We start from the raw sequence: 19028 nt of genomic DNA on the forward strand, positions 1-19028 counted from the left end.
ATGTAAAGGGTTTGGTGATCTCACCAATCGTGCAGTCGACCGCGGCTTGGCGCCTAAGTCCCTTCTGTGTCATAGAGAGCGATGGTCCAAACAGGTAATTCCGTTCATTGACAGGCGATCATATATACATTTCAGTCAGTAGGAAGTCAATAAAAAAATGATTCTTTTCACAAGCTTCCGAAAAAGCCCTGCCACTGCGCCCTCGGCCCTCTCCAATGCACCAGCCCGACCGCATGCTACTCCCCGGAGACTCTCAACAGGTGGTACAGCAAGTCCCCCAGACACTCCTGAAGGCGCCGGTAAATTTCATTGTCTCCCCCCATCCGGGAAACCCGGTGGTACAGTTCCTGGGAATCCCTCCGGGGCAATTCCGAGATCGTCAAGCGGATGTCAGTCAGAACACCCGACGCTTCCAGAAAAAAGCGTTCCGAAAGACCCGCGGCTTCACCGAGCTTCGCCAAGAACTCGTCTGCCGAAACGTCGCCGGGCAGTCTGGGTCCACTTTCGAGAGTGCGCCGGTTCAACTCGTTTATCAGGCCAAAGAGCGCATTGAATGCAAACCCTTTGACTCCGCGCCGCCATAACAGGAACCAATCGTTACGCGGCTCCCAGAGCCCTACTCGCACTCCCAGCGTGCGTAAGGCCTCCGCCCGGTCCACCATCTTTTCCACGAGTGTGTGAATTCGACGGCGTTCCGAAGGAGAAACGGACGCCATTCTTTCACCTGCCGTCCCGGACCGGCAAACATCGGCACGGGTTCCGGTCAACAGGTACTGTATCGAATTGAACAAAGCCACCGCCCCAGCCGCGCTTCCGGGTGTTTCAAGGTGGGCGTAAGAGGCGATGACCGTTCCCTCTCCGAACCGACCTTCTAGGACTGCGGGCTCCCCTTCAAGCCTTGCCGGATCCAGATTCGCGCCGTAGCGTTGCTCCCAGTCGATCCAGTCGCCGCCGTTTTGAAGGATTTCGAAAACGTTCAGGTCGGAGACAAAGAAATCGTCACAGGGAGCCGTGTAACGACCGAGAATTCGAACCGCATTCTCGTCTGCTATCTCGAACTGGGAGGGCCACCAAACGTACAGGCGTTGAGGGCCGTTCAGGCCCAGCCATGCCGGGTGAGCCTCGGATTCGGGCCGTACCATAAGAGATCCGCTGAAATTCGGCACGCGCTCTTCCGAAGGCTTGCGTTTCACGGGAAGCAGTCCCAGTCCCCCGGTTACGTCCAGAGACAGGCCCGCGCCTCCGCAGAATCCAAGATACGCCCCACCCGCCCTCACAAAGGCGCGCACCGCATGCCTGCCCGTCTTTCCCAGACGCCGAGCCTTTTCCGCCGCCCATCCGCCCGGCACGACCAGGAGATCGTATTCGCAAAGTCCTTCGTAGCGCACATCGGAACAGGAAATCAGTTGGTACTCGAAACCCAACCGGTTCAGACCCGCGACGGCCAGGACCCCCCAGAAAAAGGACTCGTCCCACAGCACGGCGATTCGGCCCCGTTTCAACGGCGCCAACATCGAAGCAGGGACGTCGCGAGCCTGCGCCCCTGGAGACGCGCACATGGATGCGCTGTGCTCTCCTTGGACGAACACGTCGCCTCGGCGCACGTCGGCGCACCGATCATCGAGGACTCGGAACACTTCCCTGCTGTCCGCCAATGCTCTGTTTGCCGCCCGGATGAACCGTTCGCCGGTTTCCGTGGGTCGAACGGGAAGGATGACGCCTTTCATGGGTTTTCGAAATGAAGTGGAAGTTCGAGGTTCTTCCGATTGAGCGCTAACTTCCGATTCGACGTGCCCCCGTACGGCTGTCGGACGCAAAACATTCGATGTCTGTTCCACTGAGCCTCAGACATGGAATTCGGCTCGGATTTTGTATACCTTGGTGGCAGGCATATTCAGAATATCCGTAATTCCAGTATGCTCCGAGATGCTTTTCAGATGTTCTTCGATCTGCTCCGAAGACGGAGCGATAAACGTAAACCAGATGTTGTAGTGGTGATTCCTGCCATAATTGTGGGTCACTCCGGGATGTCTGTTCACTTCCTCGACGAATTCGTCCACCCGGTCATCCGGTACGTGAGCTGCGCAGAGCGTACTTGTAAACCCGATCTTGCGAGGATTCAGATTGGCCCCGATGCGGCGGATCACGCCCACTTTCTTCAGGCGTGAAACCCTCTCGATCACCTCGTTTTCCGAGAGTCCCAACTTGTCGCCGATGACCGCATAGGGCCTCGAATCGATGGGAAATCTCGACTGCATTCGGTTGATCAATTTCCGGTCCGTCTCGTCCATGCGATTTACAATATCACTGTCCGATCCTTCTTGCGGACGTCCGTCCGTTCGTTTCAACGACACGATTGCAGCTCCTATCCGATCAGCTTGATATATAGCATCCTGTTTCGTGGTCCATCGAATTCGCAGAAAAATACTCGCTGCCATGTTCCCAACACAAGCTTTCCATCCTCGACGATGATGAGCTGCTCCGGTCCGATGAGAGAAGTCTTGATATGGGCCGCGGAATTCCCTTCCGCATGTCTATACCCATCCTGAAGGGGTATGATTTTATCGAGTTCCTTGAGGATGTCTGATTGGACGGCCGGATCCGCCCCCTCGTTTACGGTCACGGCCGCGGTGGTGTGGGGCGCATACAAAACGCACAGACCGTCTTTAAAGCCGGCGCCGTCGATCTCCCCCTGAATTCTTCCCGTAATGTCGATCATCTCCGTTCGGGCGGAAGATTTTACGTTGACGGCGATCATCATTTTCCCCCCGTTTTCATAGAAGAATCAAAGGCGACTCGGATTTCCCGCCGGACTCGTCTTCATCTTCGGCTTCCGTCCGTTGCCACAAGCCGATGGAAGCCTCCACCAGATTCAGAAGAAACGGATTCTCCGGAACGAGCCGGTGCTCACCCGTTACATCCAGCGAAGCCGCGGCAGCGATTCGCGCCAGATCCTCCTTTCCGTTCCGCCAAAACAGATAGGCCGTTTCCTCCAGCCGCCGCTTCATGCGATCCCGCCGCTCGGGTGTAAACAACGTTTTTACAGCCTGCTCGTAGATCCCGGCCAACCGGACCCGCTGCTGAGACTCGGACATAACGATCATACTTTCCTCGGCCTGCCGCACTCTTTGAATATAAGGCTCCACCTCGTCCAGGTCCAAAACCCAAGGCAAAATCATGTCGTCCTTGATCAGTTCGTCCGACCTCCTCAGAAGTACGGGGTTTGACTCGATGTCCTCTTTGGACACGTATTCAAAAATCAGGGGAGTTGCCGCAACGGGTGACTGGTGTTCCACATAGTCCCTCCACTCGGCGTAGCCGGGCGGAGGCGTGGAGCCACGAGCGCTCATCACGGATACTGCTTCCCGAAAAAGGATACAAACGTGTCCCGGACTTGTGGGATAGACCTCTGTCTCAGTGTCTTTTTCAAAGAGTTTGAGAAACCCTTTGAATTCGCTCTGACTCATTTCCAGGCTTTTGAATTCGACAAAGCCATCCGTCTCATTGAACATACTGATGGCTGTTCTGGTTCCCAGCGTTTCCCGTGGCGCCGACAGGATGGCAATGCGGGATCCCGAATGATCAATGGAACTTACATATGCGCTGGGCTCTCTTTTCTCCGCTTTCCGGTAAATTCCACCCTTCGGCTTTTCGAACTCCGCTTGCCGGTCGAGACCTGATTGTTTCAGGTGATGCCGCGCACGCCTTACCTGTTTCCGAAACTCCTTATTGTCGCGGAGTGTCTCGAGTTCCGCCAGCACGCGAACCGAAAAGGACGATGGATTTTCCTGCGCCAGCGAGATTACAAGCCGGCATAGGGCCTCGGAAGTACGGCAGGCCTCGATAACCTCGTTAACCGCATCGTCGTTCGCCGGATCCGGGGTCATGGACCACTTCTCCTTCAAAACCTCCAGTTTCCCCGTCTCTTCCGCGGTTAGGACAGGAGCATGTTCGGTCTTATGTTTCTTCTTGGCTTTTCCCATAAATGCAACCTTGACGCGCTCTGAAGTTTCAATGGAACCAGGACCATTAGAGGGAGCTTTCCTTCGCTCTGCCTTGAGATTTCATCAGAACTGAAGCTCCACTCCCATGGTGAGTATCAGCCCACCGAGATCGAAATCCTCTTGTCCAAACCGGTCGATGACTTCGTAGCGACCTTGCATGACCAGGAACGTCTCTTTCACTCCGGTAATTTGATAAAAACCGTCCGAATCATCGGGAGCAATGGCATTCAGAGACATACGAACCCCTAGAGACCCGTGGTAACCGGCGGTGAATCCGCTCTCTTCCCCCAAATCCTTAATTTCTTCATTGTAATAGTCACCCTGTACGCCGGCGTCGATGTACGGTATGAATAGTTGGTCCTCGACATATTCGAATCGGTAGCGAATGGTGAACTCCACGGGGACAATGAGAAGAGTCGAGTCCTGGCCCGTTCTTCGGCCGGACGACGTCAGCGCCTCGGCGTTCAATGCCTTGAGTCCGACGCCGACCGTGGTCTCGAAATTCGAGCGGTTGATCCACGTAATAGTCACACCTCCGGCGAATCCCCCCTGATCGTACGTCTCCTCGACCATGCCGTCCATCGGCAAGAAATACCCGGCCTTCAGACCCAGCATGATGCCGGTGACATTGCGGTAATCCTCCGCGTGCACCTGCACGTTCCAGGAACACAGCATCAATAGAACCCAAAGTCCGATCCGTCCCTTGCCCGCTCGAACGCAAAGCCCAATCAGCAATGCAATCAGTCCGGCCGGAACCACCGGCCACCAGCATGGCCGGACACTCGACGCCGTATCGATGAAGCACCCGCCGCCCGAAGGAATGGCGCCCACAATGATCTCCGGCGTTTCGCTCACTTCATTGCTCGGACCGCTCTCGTTCGTAGCCTTATCCAAGGCCGAAACCGTTGCAAAGTAAGTAGCGCCGTTCACCAGTCCGGTCAATTCGTAACGGAGTACATTGCCGGTGTCCACCGATTGGTCGAGCCGGCCCGACTCCGTACCGTAGGACAGCCGATACCCTCCAATGCCCGATCCGGTATCCGTGCCGGCATTCCATTGAAAGATAAGCAGTTCATCGCCAAGGGCTACTCTTAAGTTGGCGGGGATCGAAGGGGCCACGGTATCGAGGATCACCTCGGACGCAATGCGGCCCGTGGTGGACGTCGCCGTCTCATCCACGTACACGAACACAAAGTAAGCCCCATCCCCCTGGGTCAGCTCCGAAGCAGTGACGGCTACCTGCCGGTCCTGGTCCGCTTGCGCCGTCCCTGAATCGATGATTTCACCCGAACCCTTGACGCCGTCGCCTCCCACCTCCACCTGGTACGGGCCGCTGCGATCCGAACGCCATGTGATGGTGGACGTCGGGTTGTCGGAATCGTTAATGGCGGAAGGCTCCGTGCTCCGGATACTCACATGCGGAGCATCCGTAAGCACATTCACTGTACCGTCATCTTCATTCACCACCAGCAGGTAGCGGCCGTCGGACGTCAGGGCCAGTCCCTGCGGATTTCTTCCAACCGTAATGCCGGTCGACCCGACCGAAAAATCGGATATCCTGATCACCCCGACACTGTTGTCAGACCGCTGGGTAACGTATGCAAAATCGTTGTCCGACGCCACTACGATTCCGGAAGGATCGCCACCCACGTTTACCGAATTTATGAGGGTGAAGTTGGCGATATCTATCTTACTTACCGAATCCGATAAAGTATTTGCCACGTACGCAAACTTGCCGTTCGGATCTACCGCAATGCCTTGAGGCCCGGCTCCCACGGCGACGGAGCCCTCGACGGAAAAGTCCGTCGCCTTGAGAACCGTCACCACGCCGAGCCCTCTGGAAACTACGAGCACATGCAATCCGTCCGGGGTTACCGCCAGGCTGAAGGGATCCACGCCGTCGCCCAAATCCAGTGTTAACTGGAGGCTGTTATCCAGCGAATTATACGCCCTCACGAGACCGTCGTTGCGAGTGGCGACATACAACACGCCGCCCGAAGGTTTCACGGCCAGGCCCTGAGGGAAACCGGCGGTGGCAAAACTCGAGGTAACCGAGAAATTCGTAGGATCCACAACGGAAATGGTGTTGTCCAGGGAATTGGCAACGTACACCCGGGCGTTGTCCGTTCGCACGATCACGCCGATGGGATCGGTTCCCACCTTCAACGCTTCGGGCTTCGCTTGAAATGTATAGACGTTGATGCGACTGACCGTTCCGTCCGTCCTGTTGGTCACATAAGCGAACTTGTCACTCCCGTCCAAAGCTATCCTGGATGGACCTTTCCCAACAGTCAGCGTAGCGACGACCCGATTGGGAAACGCGGAAGCGGTACTATTGAAGAGCCACGTCACGGCCATCAGAACCAGAGCGATGCCGGTTGTCAGCGCGCCTTGCTTGCTCATCATCCCCCCTCTCCCCATTTCAACCTCGTGCGCAGGATTTGGAAATAGTTGGTCCGAAACGATTTCACCAGCAACACCCGCTTGCGCGCTTTTTTCGCCCTTACCGTGTCCTCGGGCTCGAGTTTGAACCCCACCTGTCCGTCGTACGTCAAGGTCACGTCGTTTGCCTTCTTGCCGATCCGTATCTCGATGACTCCGTTGTCCGGAAGGATGATGGGTCGGTTGGTCAGCATGAAAGGACAAATCGGTGTGAGCGATATGCATTCCAACGTCGGATACAGGATGGGTCCCCCGGCGGAAAGGCTGTAGGCCGTGGAACCCGTCGGAGAGCTTACAATGAGACCATCGGATCGAAAGGAGTTGAGAAAACTGCCGTTCACATACGTATGCAGCCGAATCATGCGAGCGAGAGCCCCCTTGTTGATGACGGCGTCGTTCAGCACCGCACACTCGGAGATCCGATCTCCGTTTCGGAAAACGGCCACATTCAGCATGGACCGCTCTTCCGTTTCGGCTTCCCCGTTTAGAACCCGTTCCATGTCCGGATAGAGGTCCGTGGCCGAAAACTCCGTCAGAAATCCGAGCCCGCCCAGGTTCACTCCCATGATGGGAGCATCTCCATGGAGTCTCCGAGCCACGCTCAACAGCGTTCCGTCCCCACCCAGGACAATCACCAGATCCACCTCCGGCAGACAATTCGCTCCGTCCGCGAAGCCGTTCACCCCCGGTTCCGCGTTCTCGTAAAGGCACACCCTTTTCCCGCGCTCCTCCAGCCACACACGAAGCGCCTCTCCCATGCTCATCGCCTCCGGTTGGCTCCACTTGACGACAACGGCGATCTGCTGAATTTTCTGCAGGTTACTCATGAAACCACCCTATAGTATAGGGCCGCAGTCAAGTCAAGGTTGGGGGATCGTCTTGTCGTCCCCCTTTCCGAGGCTTCACCCATCCGTCCAAACCCTCGTTTGCCAACACCTCGAAAATGTGGTAGGGGAGATGACCGGCTTAAGCGGAGCCCTAACAGCCCGTTGACGAACGATGAGATGCAAGGCGCGCAAATCCCGAGGAAAGGCGTACATAGAGTAGGTCGCAGTGACGAGGGATGAAGCGTCACGCCGTTGGCGTGACCGCAGATCGCGTTTTTGAACGGCCTGCTAAGCGTCACGGAAACGGAGGCGTGCTCGGCCCTCTTGACATAGCAAACTCCAACGCAAACGGATCAATCATGAAACAGATCGGAAGAAACGACCCCTGCCCTTGCGGCAGCGGAAAGAAGTTCAAGAAGTGCCACATGGGCCGGGAAGAGGAACTGATCCTTCGGCGGGCCGAGACTTTACCCGAAGACACAGGCCTCCGGGTTACTGGTCTCAAAGAAGTTCGTTACGGCCGCACACAGGAAATGCTGGACGCCTTGAACATACTCGAGCTGACCGGAAAAGACGTGAGCGTCAAGTTTGTCGATTTCCAGGCCTATTGCGCGCTCGGAGTCGCAGGCAAGGATCTTCCCAAGGACCCCGGAAGTGCGGGCATCATGATCAATCCCAAGAAAACCGAACGGGAAGATCCGAATCACCTTTACATCGCTGTGACCAAAGAGGTGACCGACTCCACCTTGATTCATCAGATCGCCCACGCACTGGACTATCTGAAGGGTTCGCGGTTCATCCCGGGAAGCGGGTCGGAAATCAGTTTGCAGACGGGCATTCCCATCGAACATCTGGACCACCCAAAGGAATTCGCGGAATGGCTGGATTTTCTGAAAGACCGGTTCCAGGTGGAACTGGACGCCGAGGACACCATCATCTCCTACCTGAACGAAAACAGCAGACTACTGGACGCGGATCAGATCAGGACGTTGGATCGGGCCGGACTTCTCGTTCATTCGGAACGGATCTTTCGGTTTATGCGCGAGCATAAGGAAGAGATCGACGAGCGTATTCGTGACCGGGCCGGGTACATAGGAGCCCAAAACAAGGCGGCCCAATGACATATACGGCCCGCTTATGATCCGGAGAATCAGTAGCGAGTAAAATCCGGAGCCGACAAACCGTCAATCGAACAGCGGCACGACGCTGAATGCGTTCACGTCCACCAGGCCGCGATCCGTCAGTTTGAGTTCCGGAATCACGGGCAACGCCAAAAACGAGAGCGCCATAAAGGGATCTTCCAACGCGCACCCGAGGACTCGGACGGCCTGAATCAGTGAAGCCCGCTGTTTCGCCACCGCCGCCGCCGATTCTAGTGACATCAACCCGGCCACGGGCAGAGGAACCGTAGCCAGGACACGATCTTCCGAGGCCGCCGCCAATCCGCCGCCCATCTCCCGTATCGCCCGAACCGCCGTCGCCATGGCCCGATCGTCCACTCCGGCAACCACGATGTTATGGGAATCGTGGGCCACGCTGGACGCCAGGGCTCCCGACTTCAAACCCAAACCGGAGACGAGCCCCTTGCCTATGCGGCCGCTTTTCCGGTGCCGTTCCACCACGGCCAGCTTCACCACATCCGATTCCGGGTCCGCTAGGACGTCCCCGTTTTTCGACTTAACGGCGACACGCTCCATTCCGGTCAAAATCCGCCCTTCGATCACTCGAATCACTCGGGCCGTTGCGCCCTTCGCCTCGATACCGAAGCGATCGGCCGTGACCTCGCCGACGTGCACCGTGTCACCGGCCCTTCCCAGCTCGGTCTTCGGCAGGTCGCGTTGGAGTCGTCCTCGGGTGCAAACAACTTCCCCGTTCTTGATCACCGTGTCCACGGGGAATTCCCTCAAATCGTCCACAATCAGCAGGTCGGCGGCAAACCCCGGCGCTACGGCGCCCCGGTCTCTCAGCCTGAAATATTCCGCCGGATTGATGGTGGCCATCTGAACGGCAAGTACGGGATCCAGTCCTTCGCGGACGGCCAGTCGAACGTTATGGTCCACGTGGCCCCATTCCATCAGTTCGTGAGGGTGCCGATCGTCCGTAACCAGCATGGTGCGGCGGGAATTCGAGGGGGTAACCAACTTGACGAGCGTTGCCAGGTCCCGGGCCTGGGTCCCCTGCCGAATCATGACCCTCATACCTTTTGAAAGCTTTTCACGGGCCTCCTCGAGTTGCGTGCATTCGTGGTCCGAACCGGCCCCGGCAAACAGATAGGCGTTGAGATTCCTCCCGGACAGCAGCGGGGCATGGCCGTCCCGAACGCAATCCTCGAAGGCCGCAAGCTTCTCCAGGACCTCTTCCATACCGCCCACCACACCGGGGAAATTCATCATTTCCGCCAGACCCAGAATCCGCGGCCGGCCCTTGAATCGAAGCATGTCTTCCACTCGAAACTCGGCGCCGGCGGTTTCCATGTGAGTGGCGGGAACACAGGACGGCAGCATGAAAAGGAAATCCATCGGAAGGCCGCGACTCGATTCGAGCATGTATTCCACGCCTTCGGCTCCCAGCACGTTCGTGATTTCGTGAGGATCCGCAACGAGGGTAGTGGTTCCGTGAGGCACGGCCACCCGAGCCAGTTCCGGGGGCGCCAGCATACTGCTCTCGATGTGCATGTGTCCCTCTATAAACCCCGGCAGCACGAACTTCCCCGCCGCATCGATTTCGATTCGACCGGAATACGCTCCGATGCCCGCCACGCGTCCGTTATGCACGGCCACGTCGGCACGTTCGAGGGTTCCCGAGAACACGTTGACCAGCGTCCCATTGCGGACCGCGAGATCCGCCGGTTCATCTCCCCGGGCTACGGCAAGAGATTCCTGAAGTTTCTTGATCTTGGGATCATCGGGCATCTATTCTCGCTTTCGTATGATTCGGATTCAACTCGATAACCGTTCCAGTAATGCCACGGTGGCTTGAATATCTTCTCCGGAATCCACCCTGATCAGGTTGCCGGGTAGAATATCCGACGGTTGTTCAAATCGAGCTTTCTGCTGCTGGTAAATCTCCCATCGGCCGTCGGAAGCCGCGTGTGGATCCGAGAGCCTTTCCGAAAGCCGCCGGCGAATCAGCTCCTCTTCGCACTCGCACAGCACGAACGTGGTCTCCGCACCCAGCCGCTTCGCCGATTCCATTACCAGGGATCGGTGGGCCGGATCCCGGAACGAAGCGTCCAAAATCACGGTCTGCCCCTGCGCCAGAAGTTTTTCGGCATCCTGCACCATCTTTCGATACAGGGCGTCCGTGGTTTCCCTGTCGTAGATGCCCTGACCGAAAGCCTCGAATTGCCTGCTGGACGGCGCCAGGCCCACCAGATTCTTTCTCACCGGGTCCGAGCTGATGACGGGCGCTCCCAGGCGAGCACCCAGGGCCTCGGCCAACGTGGTCTTGCCCGTGGCGATCAGACCGAACATCACGATGACCCGCGGCGGCGGCGCCTCGCCCGTGTAACTTTCCGCCAGCGCGAAATACTTTTTCGCCGTTTCGAGGGCCCGCGCCTGCCGCTCGATTCCACTCTCGGCCTGATCGAAGGCAAAACAGAGGATCTTGCCTCTCACATAGGCGCGATAACATTTGTAGAAGTCCATGAGAAGCAGGCTCTCCAAATCGCCGGACTTCAGCGCGAACTCATGGACAAACAGCTCCGAAAGATCGCGTCGGCCTCTGAAATCCAGGTCCATGGACAGGAAAGCGATATCGGCCGTTACGTCCGAGTAGCGAAACCGTTCATTGAATTCGATACAGTCATAGATGATCACTTCTCCGGGAATACAGATGTTTCCCGAATGCAGGTCCCCATGACAGTCCCGGATCCGATTTTTCCGGATGCGGGACTCGAACAACTCCGTGTCCTCGTAAAAGCGATTCGCAAACGCGCGAATCGTGTCAAAACGGCGTTCCGAAAGCGCCACGCCCACGTACTCCTCGGTTTGCATGAAGTTCTCGTCCGTGTTGAAGCGGATGGATTCGATCTTGCCGTACCGGTCGATTTCGCCTCCCGTGTCGGCCATGTCGTAAAAATCCACCAGCAATTCGCAGATACGCCGAATGGTCGTTTCATCCACCTTTCCTTGCTCCAGGAGCCGGTCCATCATCCGTTCCCGGGGCATGCGTTTCATCTTCACGGCGTATTCGATGGGATCCCCGGTTCCTTCCACTCTCAGTTCGCCGTTCTCCCTGGTAATGCCCACCACGCCCAAGTAGAGGTCCGGGGCCAAACGGCGGTTCAAACGCACTTCCTCCTCGCAAAACCGCCGCCGTTTGGCAAGGTCGGTAAAATCCAGAAAGCCGAAGTCGACCGGTTTCTTGACTTTGTACACAAAGTCACCCGCCAGAAACACCCAGGAAATGTGCGTTTCGGCCATTTCCACGGTTTCAGGACCATGGGGGTACGCGTTCGGATCTAGCAAAGCCCGCTCGATTTCGATGCTCACTTCCCTCGCCTCCTCGGATTCCGCCGGGTGTATCCATTCAGAGGGCATCGGGGGAAACCTTTTGAAAAAGGCTTCCCCCGACCCTTTCCAAAACCTTTTGTGGGGGTTGCGCCGCCGGCCGCGTCGCAATCGGGATCGAGAGGCCGGCTTCAGTCCTCCGGAGAAGTCCTCCCTCCTCTTGAATGCTTGCCGCCGAGCTACAGGATGGCGTCCGGGTCCTGGATGCCGAAGCGTTCCACCAGAAACGCGTTTTCCGTCAAATCCAGCGTGTACTCCGGCTTTCGCAATGCGTTGTAGTGTTTGAATAGCAGGTTTAAATACCTCAACCACCCCTGTTTGTCACCGGCCTCGATCCGCATGGTCAGTTTGGGCGAGGTGTTCGAATAGCGAAACAGCAGGAAACCGTCCGGCATGTCCACCCGGAAACCGTCGCCCAGCACGTCCATGCCGGCCAGTTCCCAATGGTTCTCCCGGACCAAGGGCAGAAAGGCCCGCTCCACATCCGAAACGACCCGGGCCTTGTCCGCGTTGTCGTACACGGTCCGGATTTCGGGGGCCTGGAAGAAATTCCCGATCAGTTTCCGTTCGAGCAGACGGGCCAGAAATCGTTTGATGGTCAGGTCGGGCTCGCTCCAGACCTTGCCGTAATAGTCCATCACCGAGATGAACTTCAACATGAATCTCAGCGCATCGTCGGCCGGCACTCCGTGCTCGTCCGTTCCGAAAAAATGGAGGGAATACTCGGCCTGCCACATAATGTAGCGGGCTTCCCTCACCAATTCCTTAGGCGACTCGAATCCACAGGCCCCGCTGAGGGAATCCATCATCCGGTTCATGGTCGCCTTGATGTGGGAATGGCCGATGCGGTGCTGTACCGCCTTGCCGCCCAGGCCTTGCACGAGCTGGGAGAGCTGTTTGGTGCAACGAGGATCCGCCAGAACCGTGCCCGCAATCTCCTCGGCCCGTCCGCGGTCCGAAAAACGTCCCGTACGTTCTCCGAAAGCCGTCAAAGCCGGCCGGTCCACCTCCAGTTTATGCATGGCCAGGGGGAAGGCCATGGTGTCCCCCAGGAACAGCTCCCCATCCACCATGGCGGACACCCGGTCCGCGTCCAGATCGAAACTGAACAAGGTCGTCTCGGGATGCGCTTTGGACCAGGCGATCTGTGTTTCGAGATACCGGGGTTGTGTGGGATCGGGGAGACCGGCCACGGCATCCGGGTCGCTTTCCGTTCGGAACGTTTTCACCAGCCGCTGACCAAGAATTTCTTCCATGGCGCCGGAGTAAAGGCGGGCCGTTCCTCCGCCGAAGTTAACGGCGACAGGGGCCCCGCCCCGGCCTAGCGACTCCTTGAACTCGTCTACCAGAGCGTCCATATAGATGCTTCGGGTTTCCGGCCCGACCCCCTCGATGACCGCGGCCTTTTGCGCCGCCTTACGCGCGCGCCCCTCGAAAACGGCGTCGCGGATCTGTTCGATATAATGGCTGTGCAACGCCTCCCGACCCAACACGATCTTCATGCCGTTGTATTCTTTTTCCACGTGGGAGCGGGTCACCATGATGCAGCCTTTCGCGCCCAGCCGCTGAATCGTGCCGTAGATCTCGCCGCTGCATCCCTCGCCCACAATGATCACGTTGACGCCGGCCTCCGTAAGGCCTCTCGCCAGTCCGGCCTCGATCCTCGGCGAAGTCAGTCCGTTGTCCCTCCCCAAAACGAACAGGTCCCCCGGAACAAGACCCTTTGTATCCCCCGGCAGGTCCTCGAAAACAACGGAGGCCAGAGCCCGGCCGATGCGGTGGGCAACGGCTTCCGTCAGATTCATGGGAACAGTGTCTCCGGTCTTGGCGTCGTGGTAGGCCGTCACCACACCGCGAATGTCGTAGGACTTGAAAATGGAACTTAACTCGGAACGCGCAGCCTCCGGGGATCCGATCGCTTTCATTTCAGGCAGATCGAAAACGTCGGGCAGCGTCTCCCGGGAGATTTGCGAATCCTTATAGGAGAGTGCTCGCGGCTCGATGTCGGCCCTCAGTTCCGAAAGCCGTGTTTCCATGTCTTCTCTTCGAGTCATGGCGATGTTTCCTCCACTGGGGTTAGCACGTGCAACTTCAGCAGGTTCGTGGGACTTTGCTTGGGAATGGGAGAACCGACGACCACGGCCACGAGTTCTCCGGGCTGGTGCCATCCTCGCTCCAAAGCCCGATCGTTCATCCATTGAACGCAGGCGTCGGTCGTATTGAAAAACGGAGCGGAAACGGGCCTGACACCCCAAAAAACCGCCATGCGGTTCAGCATCCGTTCATTGGGCGTAAACCCGTAAATGGGAACCGCCGGTTTGAACTTGGACACGATTCGAGCCGTGTCGCCGCTCTGCGTATATACCCACACGGCGCGGACTTGGGAGTGTTCCGCCGTCAAGGCGGCGAGCCGGCAGACGGTCTCCGCCACACTCTTATCCTCTTTCGTCACCGAGCTGCTGAACGTACTGTAGGCTTTGGGGAACGCTTCCGCCTGGCGCACAATGTTTTTCATGGTGACCACCACATTGACGGGATCCTCTCCCACGCTCGTTTCGCCCGACAGCATCACCATGTCCGTGCCGTCGTATACGGCATTGGCCACATCCGTCGCTTCCGCCCTGGTGGGCAGATGGTGAGCGATCATGGATTCGAGCATTTGAGTGGCCGTAATCACGGGTACGCCGAGCAGGTTCGCCGTTCGTATCATCTTTTTCTGCAACACCGGAACCCGTTCGATGTTCACTTCGATGCCCAGATCGCCGCGCGCCACCATGATGACGTCGGAAGCAGCCACGACCTCTTCGAGATGGTCGAGCACGGAGGAACGCTCGAGTTTGGCGATGATGGGCGTCGACCGCCCCAGGCGTTCCATTTCCTTCCGCAGCAGCATCAAGTCCTCCGCGCATTGGACGAAAGACAGGGCTACGAAGTCGAAACCCAATTCCATGCCGAAACGCAGATCCTGGATGTCTTTTTCCGTGAGGGGCGATAACGAGGTGGCGATTCCGGGTAAACTGACGCCCTTGTGTTCCAACAGGACGCCCCCTTCAATCACCCGGCACCGGACCCACTCGCCGGACACCTCGAGCACCTCCATTCGCAGCTTTCCGTCGTCCAGGAGAAGGGTGTCTCCGGACTTCACATCTTGCGTCAGCTCAGGATACGTCACGGAAAATCGGTCTCCACTCCCTACGAAGGAATTGCCGGACACCGATACCACGTCATCCTTTTTCAGGCGCACCTCTCCGTTTTCCAGACGGCCCACTCTTAACTTGGGTCCCTGTAAGTCTTGAATCAGTGCGATGGGCCTGCCCAGGTCTTGGGCGCACTTGCGTGCGGCAAGAAACATGCGTTTGTGGGAATCATGAGATCCATGACTGAAATTGAACCGGAATCCGTCCGCTCCGGCCCGAATCAGGTTCGCGATGACCGTCTCGGACTCCGATGCCGGTCCCAAAGTGGCAATGATCTTGGCCTGCGTTGCATCGGGCCGTGAGACTGTGGATGTTGTCATATGCCGACCATCACATTGAGGGGAAAACCGTTAGAAAAGACCCGCGGCCCGTCGCCGGATCCACGAATCCGCGGCCTGGAGCGCCTCGTCATCCGCATCCGGCGGGCCTCTATCCCCGCGCCCGGGCTTTCAGGGAAAGCGGCGGTTTCATGAGCCCGTTAGGTGCGTACTCTGACAAATTTGCGTATTGGTTTCAAGCCGAACCCGGCTTCAGAGGAAATTCAGAAAGGAAAGCAGCACCCCAAAACAACAGCGCCTCGCGGTATGTTACTCCGGCCGCGAGGCGCCGCCCTGCTTCTTTGCCCGATGGTATCATCTTGAGGTGCGTCGTTGACCTTTCTTAGAGCAAGTCGTATGCCATGTCGGAGCGCCGGAACAACACCAAAGCATTGCGCGGCCGCCGTACCGCCATCGCTGAGATATAACAAATTGAAATGTATGACTAAACAGGATAAGAGCGTCGTCGGATTCCTTCTAAAAAAGGAACCACCCCTTCGCAGAGATCGCCGGATGGATAGGCATCCGCCGGCACTCCGACCTCCAAATCGGGAGACTATTCCCTACGATTTCGGGAATAGTCTCCCGAAACCGAAATCCGGAAACGCTGTCCGATCTGTCCGTATATCAATGCATTTCGTAGCGGAGCAGCCGGCACTCCGGGGGGCCGTTGTACAGAATGATCCTTCGCGAGGTGCGAAGCTCGATCTGTTTGGCGAGGTTGGGATCGCCGGTGAAGATCTCGGCCGTCCAGCCGTTGCATTTGTGTTTCAACACATCGCCGAGCTTTTTGTAGAACAGTTGTGGATCTTCGGGCAGATCGAGTCTGTGACCATAGGGAGGGTTGGTCAGGATAAGCCCTGGGCCGGTTTCGGGCTCGAAATCCAGCACATCGCGGCGAAGGAAACGAACGTAGTTCTCCACTCCGGCCTTCTTGGCGTTCCGGCGGGCCGATTGCACGGCGGACCAGTCTTTGTCCATACCGACAATGGGACACGAAACGGCATCCGAGCCGGTCTGTTGCGCTTCCCGGACCAGTTCCTTCCACGCGCTTTGCTGAAAATTCCTCCATTTCTCGAAAGCGAATCGTTCATGCAAAAGACCGGGCGCGCGATGCGCAGCGAACAAGGCCGCCTCGATCACAATTGTGCCGGTACCGCACATGGGATCGATCAGAGGAGTCCGGCCGTCCCAGCCCGACAGCAGCACGAGCCCGGCCGCCAGGGTTTCCTTTAAAGGGGCCTTCTTCCGATCCGAACCATAGCCACGGCGATGAAGGCGGTCTCCTGTCGTATCCAGGCTGAGGGTCGCCTTGCCCTGAACCACGTGCAGGCTGACGCCCAGATCCGGGTCATGGCGATCCACGTCGGGCCTGTGCCCCCATTTGGACCGCAAGGCGTCCGCCACAGCGTCTTTCACCTTGAGGGCCGCGTATTGAGCGTTCTTCAGAAGAGGCGTGTCCCAGGTGGACGCGTCCACGGCAAAGGTTTGTCCCTTGAGCAGATACCGGTCCCACGGCATCGAGCGACATGTTTTATATAAGGCATCCGGATCCTTGCACGTAAATTCTTTCAGAACCAGCAGCACCCGGTTTCCCGTGCGCAGCCACAGGTTCGCTTTGTACGCATCCGGAAGTGTTCCCCGGAAGAAAACGCCGCCCACGCCTTGGTGAATCGATTTCAGACCGAGACCGTCCAGTTCCGTCTCGAGAACCCGCTCCAATCCCCGAGCCGTTGGTACGAAAAAATCATAGGATTGATCCATTGAATCCTCTTTTCCGAGCGTGAATGGTTTACTTTTCGAAAGACGGATCGGACGATTTACCGGTTAGGACTGTTTATGAACGATTTCATGGCCGACATCAAGGTGTCAAGAAGAGTTACCTCGAAGAAACGCGACAAGGCCCCCTCCTCAAGATCCCTCCGATGCAGAAAAAAGAAAGGCAGCGCCGCATCCGGCCCGCCTTTCCTTGGTGAAAGAGATGTCGAATTTACTCTTGGGACTTCTTTCTGAACCCCAGAAGACTCAGGAGACCCGTTCCGAGGAGCCAAACGGCGCCGGGGATAGGCACGGCGTTCGCATAGATCAGGGGCTCGTTGTAATCCTGGTCTCCGCCTCCGAAAGGATCGTTATAGGCGATAAAGAAATCGTTCGTCCCCCCCAACCCGTTGATGCCATAGGCATTGGCGCTGGAGAATTTGACATTGCTCAGTCCGAACATGAAATCCGTTCCAAAACCGAGAAGGACCGTGAGGTCAATGGGGCTCCAGGAACCGGGATTGTTCGGATCGTTGACCCACCCTCGGGTGTCCGGAGTCCAGGCGCCCGGATCGTAAAGCGGCGTAAACGTATTGAAACCGGCTCCGTGCCAAACACCGAAAGGCGCGGTAGCTGAAGAGTCGTAGGCCATCACGAGAATGGAGCCCACGTCGTTCGTGTTGAATACGCTGAAAGCGCCCATGTTGTGGTCGCCTATGAGCCCCCCGGTTCCATCCAGGCCGGCGCCTAAAAGGCCTTCCATGGTAGTTTCGGAATACGAGGCGCCGTAGATGGCGTTGTATGCGGCAGCAACCTCCTGCTCGTTGGGATAGGTCCAAGAAGTATCCGCCTGAACCATGGGCGCGCCCGCCAGGCACACCGCCAAGAATAGAAGAACTCCCAATGATCTCATAATCCCTTTCCTCCGCCTTCTACTCGACATTTTGACTAGGCTCCAAAATAAAAAGCCGGGTCCCCGTTTCCAGGCGACCCGGCTGTCTTTCTCAAGACCCGTGGCTTTCCGTCCCCACCTCACGATGGGTTTGGCTTTTGCTGGCATCATCTTTTCTGATACTCAAATCGTCATGTCAGTAATGTATCAAGCGCTCACCTTAAAGTCAAGAAAAAAATACGTCGATTCGCTCAGAAACCCGAATAGCGCATAAGGTCTCACTTCGTTTCCTTCATCAGCCGTCCCCGATTCCACCTGCTATGAAAACCCCGCCCATTTCTATAATACCGCCATACCGCCTGCGTCGCTGTTTTGGGACGCTTCCAAATGCATGTTTGAACAAAGTGGAATTTTACGCTATGAATTTATGTTCGGGAAACGGGTCTGGAGGACCCCGAAAAAAGCGAAACGCTCACGCAGAGTATTGATCCCCGGTCTAACCTGCATGCCGGGCAGGCATTCCCCTTCGTGTCCAGGGCATCGTCCGCGGCGTCCGTTCATCCGAAAACAGCAACTTTCGAGTATCGAGAATAGTGAGGTGACAGTGATGGAAGAAACCGCAAAACTGACTTTAGATGGAAAAACGTACGAATTGCCCGTCATCATAGATTCCGTGGGCGCGAAGGCCATCGATATTTCCAAGTTGAGACAACTGACCGGACACATCACCATCGACCCAGGTTTTGCCAACACCGCGAGCTGCATAAGCGCCATATCCCATGTGGACGGCGAAAAAGGCGTTCTTCAGTACAGGGGGATTCCGGTCGAGGAATTGGCCGAACACTCCACCTTTGTGGAAACAGCTTACCTGCTCATCAACGGGAGATTGCCCGCCCTGGCCGAGTTAAACAGTTTTCGTGTCCTCCTCAACGACCACTCTCTGGTACACGAGGACATGCGGATCTTTTTTCAGAACTACCCGCGCAGGGCGCACCCCATGGGAATATTGTCCTCCATGGTCAATGCGCTTCGAAGCTTTTATCCGGAATTGGAGGGCATTACCGAGGAGGAACAGATCAA

The 19028-nt window shown here is 57.1% G+C and carries 13 protein-coding genes, 1 pseudogene and 1 riboswitch; of the genes and pseudogenes, 2 read left to right on the forward strand and 12 right to left on the reverse strand.

The window, feature by feature from the left end:
- Positions 1–236: 236 nt before the first annotated feature.
- From HY788_23765 to HY788_23790, 6 genes are all read right to left on the reverse strand, one after another.
- The gene (locus tag HY788_23765; protein ID MBI4777161.1) at positions 237–1727 is read right to left on the reverse strand and encodes a hypothetical protein; all 1491 of its coding nucleotides are present in this window, start codon (positions 1725–1727) and stop codon (positions 237–239) included.
- A gap of 117 nt (positions 1728–1844) precedes the next feature.
- Positions 1845–2291: an Lrp/AsnC family transcriptional regulator gene (locus HY788_23770; GenBank protein MBI4777162.1), complete on the reverse strand. Its 447-nt coding sequence runs from the start codon at positions 2289–2291 to the stop codon at positions 1845–1847.
- 74 nt (positions 2292–2365) lie between these two features.
- Positions 2366–2761, reverse strand: a complete 396-nt coding sequence (locus HY788_23775) for a YjbQ family protein (protein MBI4777163.1) — start codon at positions 2759–2761, stop codon at positions 2366–2368.
- 13 nt (positions 2762–2774) lie between these two features.
- Positions 2775–3983 carry a hypothetical protein gene (locus HY788_23780; GenBank protein MBI4777164.1) on the reverse strand — a complete coding sequence of 403 codons (1209 nt, stop codon included), beginning with the start codon at positions 3981–3983 and terminating at the stop codon, positions 2775–2777.
- Between the two features lie 84 nt (positions 3984–4067).
- A complete protein-coding gene (locus tag HY788_23785; GenBank protein MBI4777165.1) occupies positions 4068–6410 on the reverse strand; it encodes a beta-propeller fold lactonase family protein in 2343 nt (780 codons plus the stop codon).
- The gene (locus HY788_23790) at positions 6407–7255 is read right to left on the reverse strand and encodes an NAD(+)/NADH kinase (GenBank protein ID MBI4777166.1); all 849 of its coding nucleotides are present in this window, start codon (positions 7253–7255) and stop codon (positions 6407–6409) included. Before HY788_23790 ends, HY788_23785 begins: the two co-directional genes overlap by 4 nt.
- Positions 7256–7632: 377 nt before the next feature.
- Between HY788_23790 and HY788_23795 the strand changes: the two are divergent.
- Positions 7633–7710, forward strand: a pseudogene (locus HY788_23795) (SEC-C domain-containing protein).
- Between the two features lie 747 nt (positions 7711–8457).
- Here the strand turns inward: HY788_23795 and ade are convergent.
- The 6 genes from ade to HY788_23825 all read right to left on the reverse strand — a co-directional run bounded on the left by ade (position 8458) and on the right by HY788_23825 (position 17969).
- Positions 8458–10185, reverse strand: a complete 1728-nt coding sequence (ade, locus tag HY788_23800) for an adenine deaminase (GenBank protein MBI4777167.1) — start codon at positions 10183–10185, stop codon at positions 8458–8460.
- 27 nt (positions 10186–10212) lie between these two features.
- Positions 10213–11766 (reverse strand): AAA family ATPase, encoded by a 1554-nt coding sequence (locus tag HY788_23805; protein ID MBI4777168.1) that lies wholly within the window; start codon positions 11764–11766, stop codon positions 10213–10215.
- Between the two features lie 197 nt (positions 11767–11963).
- Positions 11964–13838, reverse strand: coding sequence for a hypothetical protein (locus HY788_23810; protein ID MBI4777169.1), 1875 nt, complete (start codon positions 13836–13838; stop codon positions 11964–11966).
- Entirely contained in the window at positions 13835–15301 is a 1467-nt protein-coding gene (gene pyk, locus HY788_23815; GenBank protein ID MBI4777170.1) for a pyruvate kinase, read from the reverse strand. The genes HY788_23810 and pyk overlap by 4 nt, the downstream gene beginning before the upstream one ends.
- A 624-nt stretch (positions 15302–15925) precedes the next feature.
- Positions 15926–17062, reverse strand: coding sequence for a methyltransferase (locus tag HY788_23820; protein ID MBI4777171.1), 1137 nt, complete (start codon positions 17060–17062; stop codon positions 15926–15928).
- Between the two features lie 226 nt (positions 17063–17288).
- A complete protein-coding gene (locus HY788_23825; GenBank protein ID MBI4777172.1) occupies positions 17289–17969 on the reverse strand; it encodes a hypothetical protein in 681 nt (226 codons plus the stop codon).
- 69 nt (positions 17970–18038) lie between these two features.
- Positions 18039–18114: riboswitch (cyclic di-GMP riboswitch) on the reverse strand.
- A 441-nt stretch (positions 18115–18555) separates the two neighbouring features.
- Between HY788_23825 and gltA the strand changes: the two genes are divergently transcribed.
- A partial coding sequence (gltA, locus tag HY788_23830) for a citrate (Si)-synthase (protein MBI4777173.1) occupies positions 18556–19028 on the forward strand: 473 nt, incomplete at its 3' end.

The organism is Deltaproteobacteria bacterium (genome assembly GCA_016208165.1).
Lineage (GTDB): Bacteria > Desulfobacterota > Desulfarculia > JACQYL01 > JACQYL01 > JACQYL01.

Excerpts from the sequence above, each read along its gene's own strand:
- HY788_23765 (MBI4777161.1), bottom strand. The coding sequence starts at position 1,727 with ATGAAAGGCGTCATCCTTCCCGTTCGACCCACGGAAACCGGCGAACGG.
- HY788_23770 (MBI4777162.1), bottom strand. The coding sequence starts at position 2,291 with ATGGACGAGACGGACCGGAAATTGATCAACCGAATGCAGTCGAGATTT.
- HY788_23775 (MBI4777163.1), bottom strand. The coding sequence starts at position 2,761 with ATGATGATCGCCGTCAACGTAAAATCTTCCGCCCGAACGGAGATGATC.
- HY788_23780 (MBI4777164.1), bottom strand. The coding sequence starts at position 3,983 with ATGGGAAAAGCCAAGAAGAAACATAAGACCGAACATGCTCCTGTCCTA.
- HY788_23785 (MBI4777165.1), bottom strand. The coding sequence starts at position 6,410 with ATGATGAGCAAGCAAGGCGCGCTGACAACCGGCATCGCTCTGGTTCTG.
- ade (MBI4777167.1), bottom strand. The coding sequence starts at position 10,185 with ATGCCCGATGATCCCAAGATCAAGAAACTTCAGGAATCTCTTGCCGTA.
- HY788_23810 (MBI4777169.1), bottom strand. The coding sequence starts at position 13,838 with ATGACTCGAAGAGAAGACATGGAAACACGGCTTTCGGAACTGAGGGCC.
- pyk (MBI4777170.1), bottom strand. The coding sequence starts at position 15,301 with ATGACAACATCCACAGTCTCACGGCCCGATGCAACGCAGGCCAAGATC.
- HY788_23820 (MBI4777171.1), bottom strand. The coding sequence starts at position 17,062 with ATGGATCAATCCTATGATTTTTTCGTACCAACGGCTCGGGGATTGGAG.
- HY788_23825 (MBI4777172.1), bottom strand. The coding sequence starts at position 17,969 with ATGAGATCATTGGGAGTTCTTCTATTCTTGGCGGTGTGCCTGGCGGGC.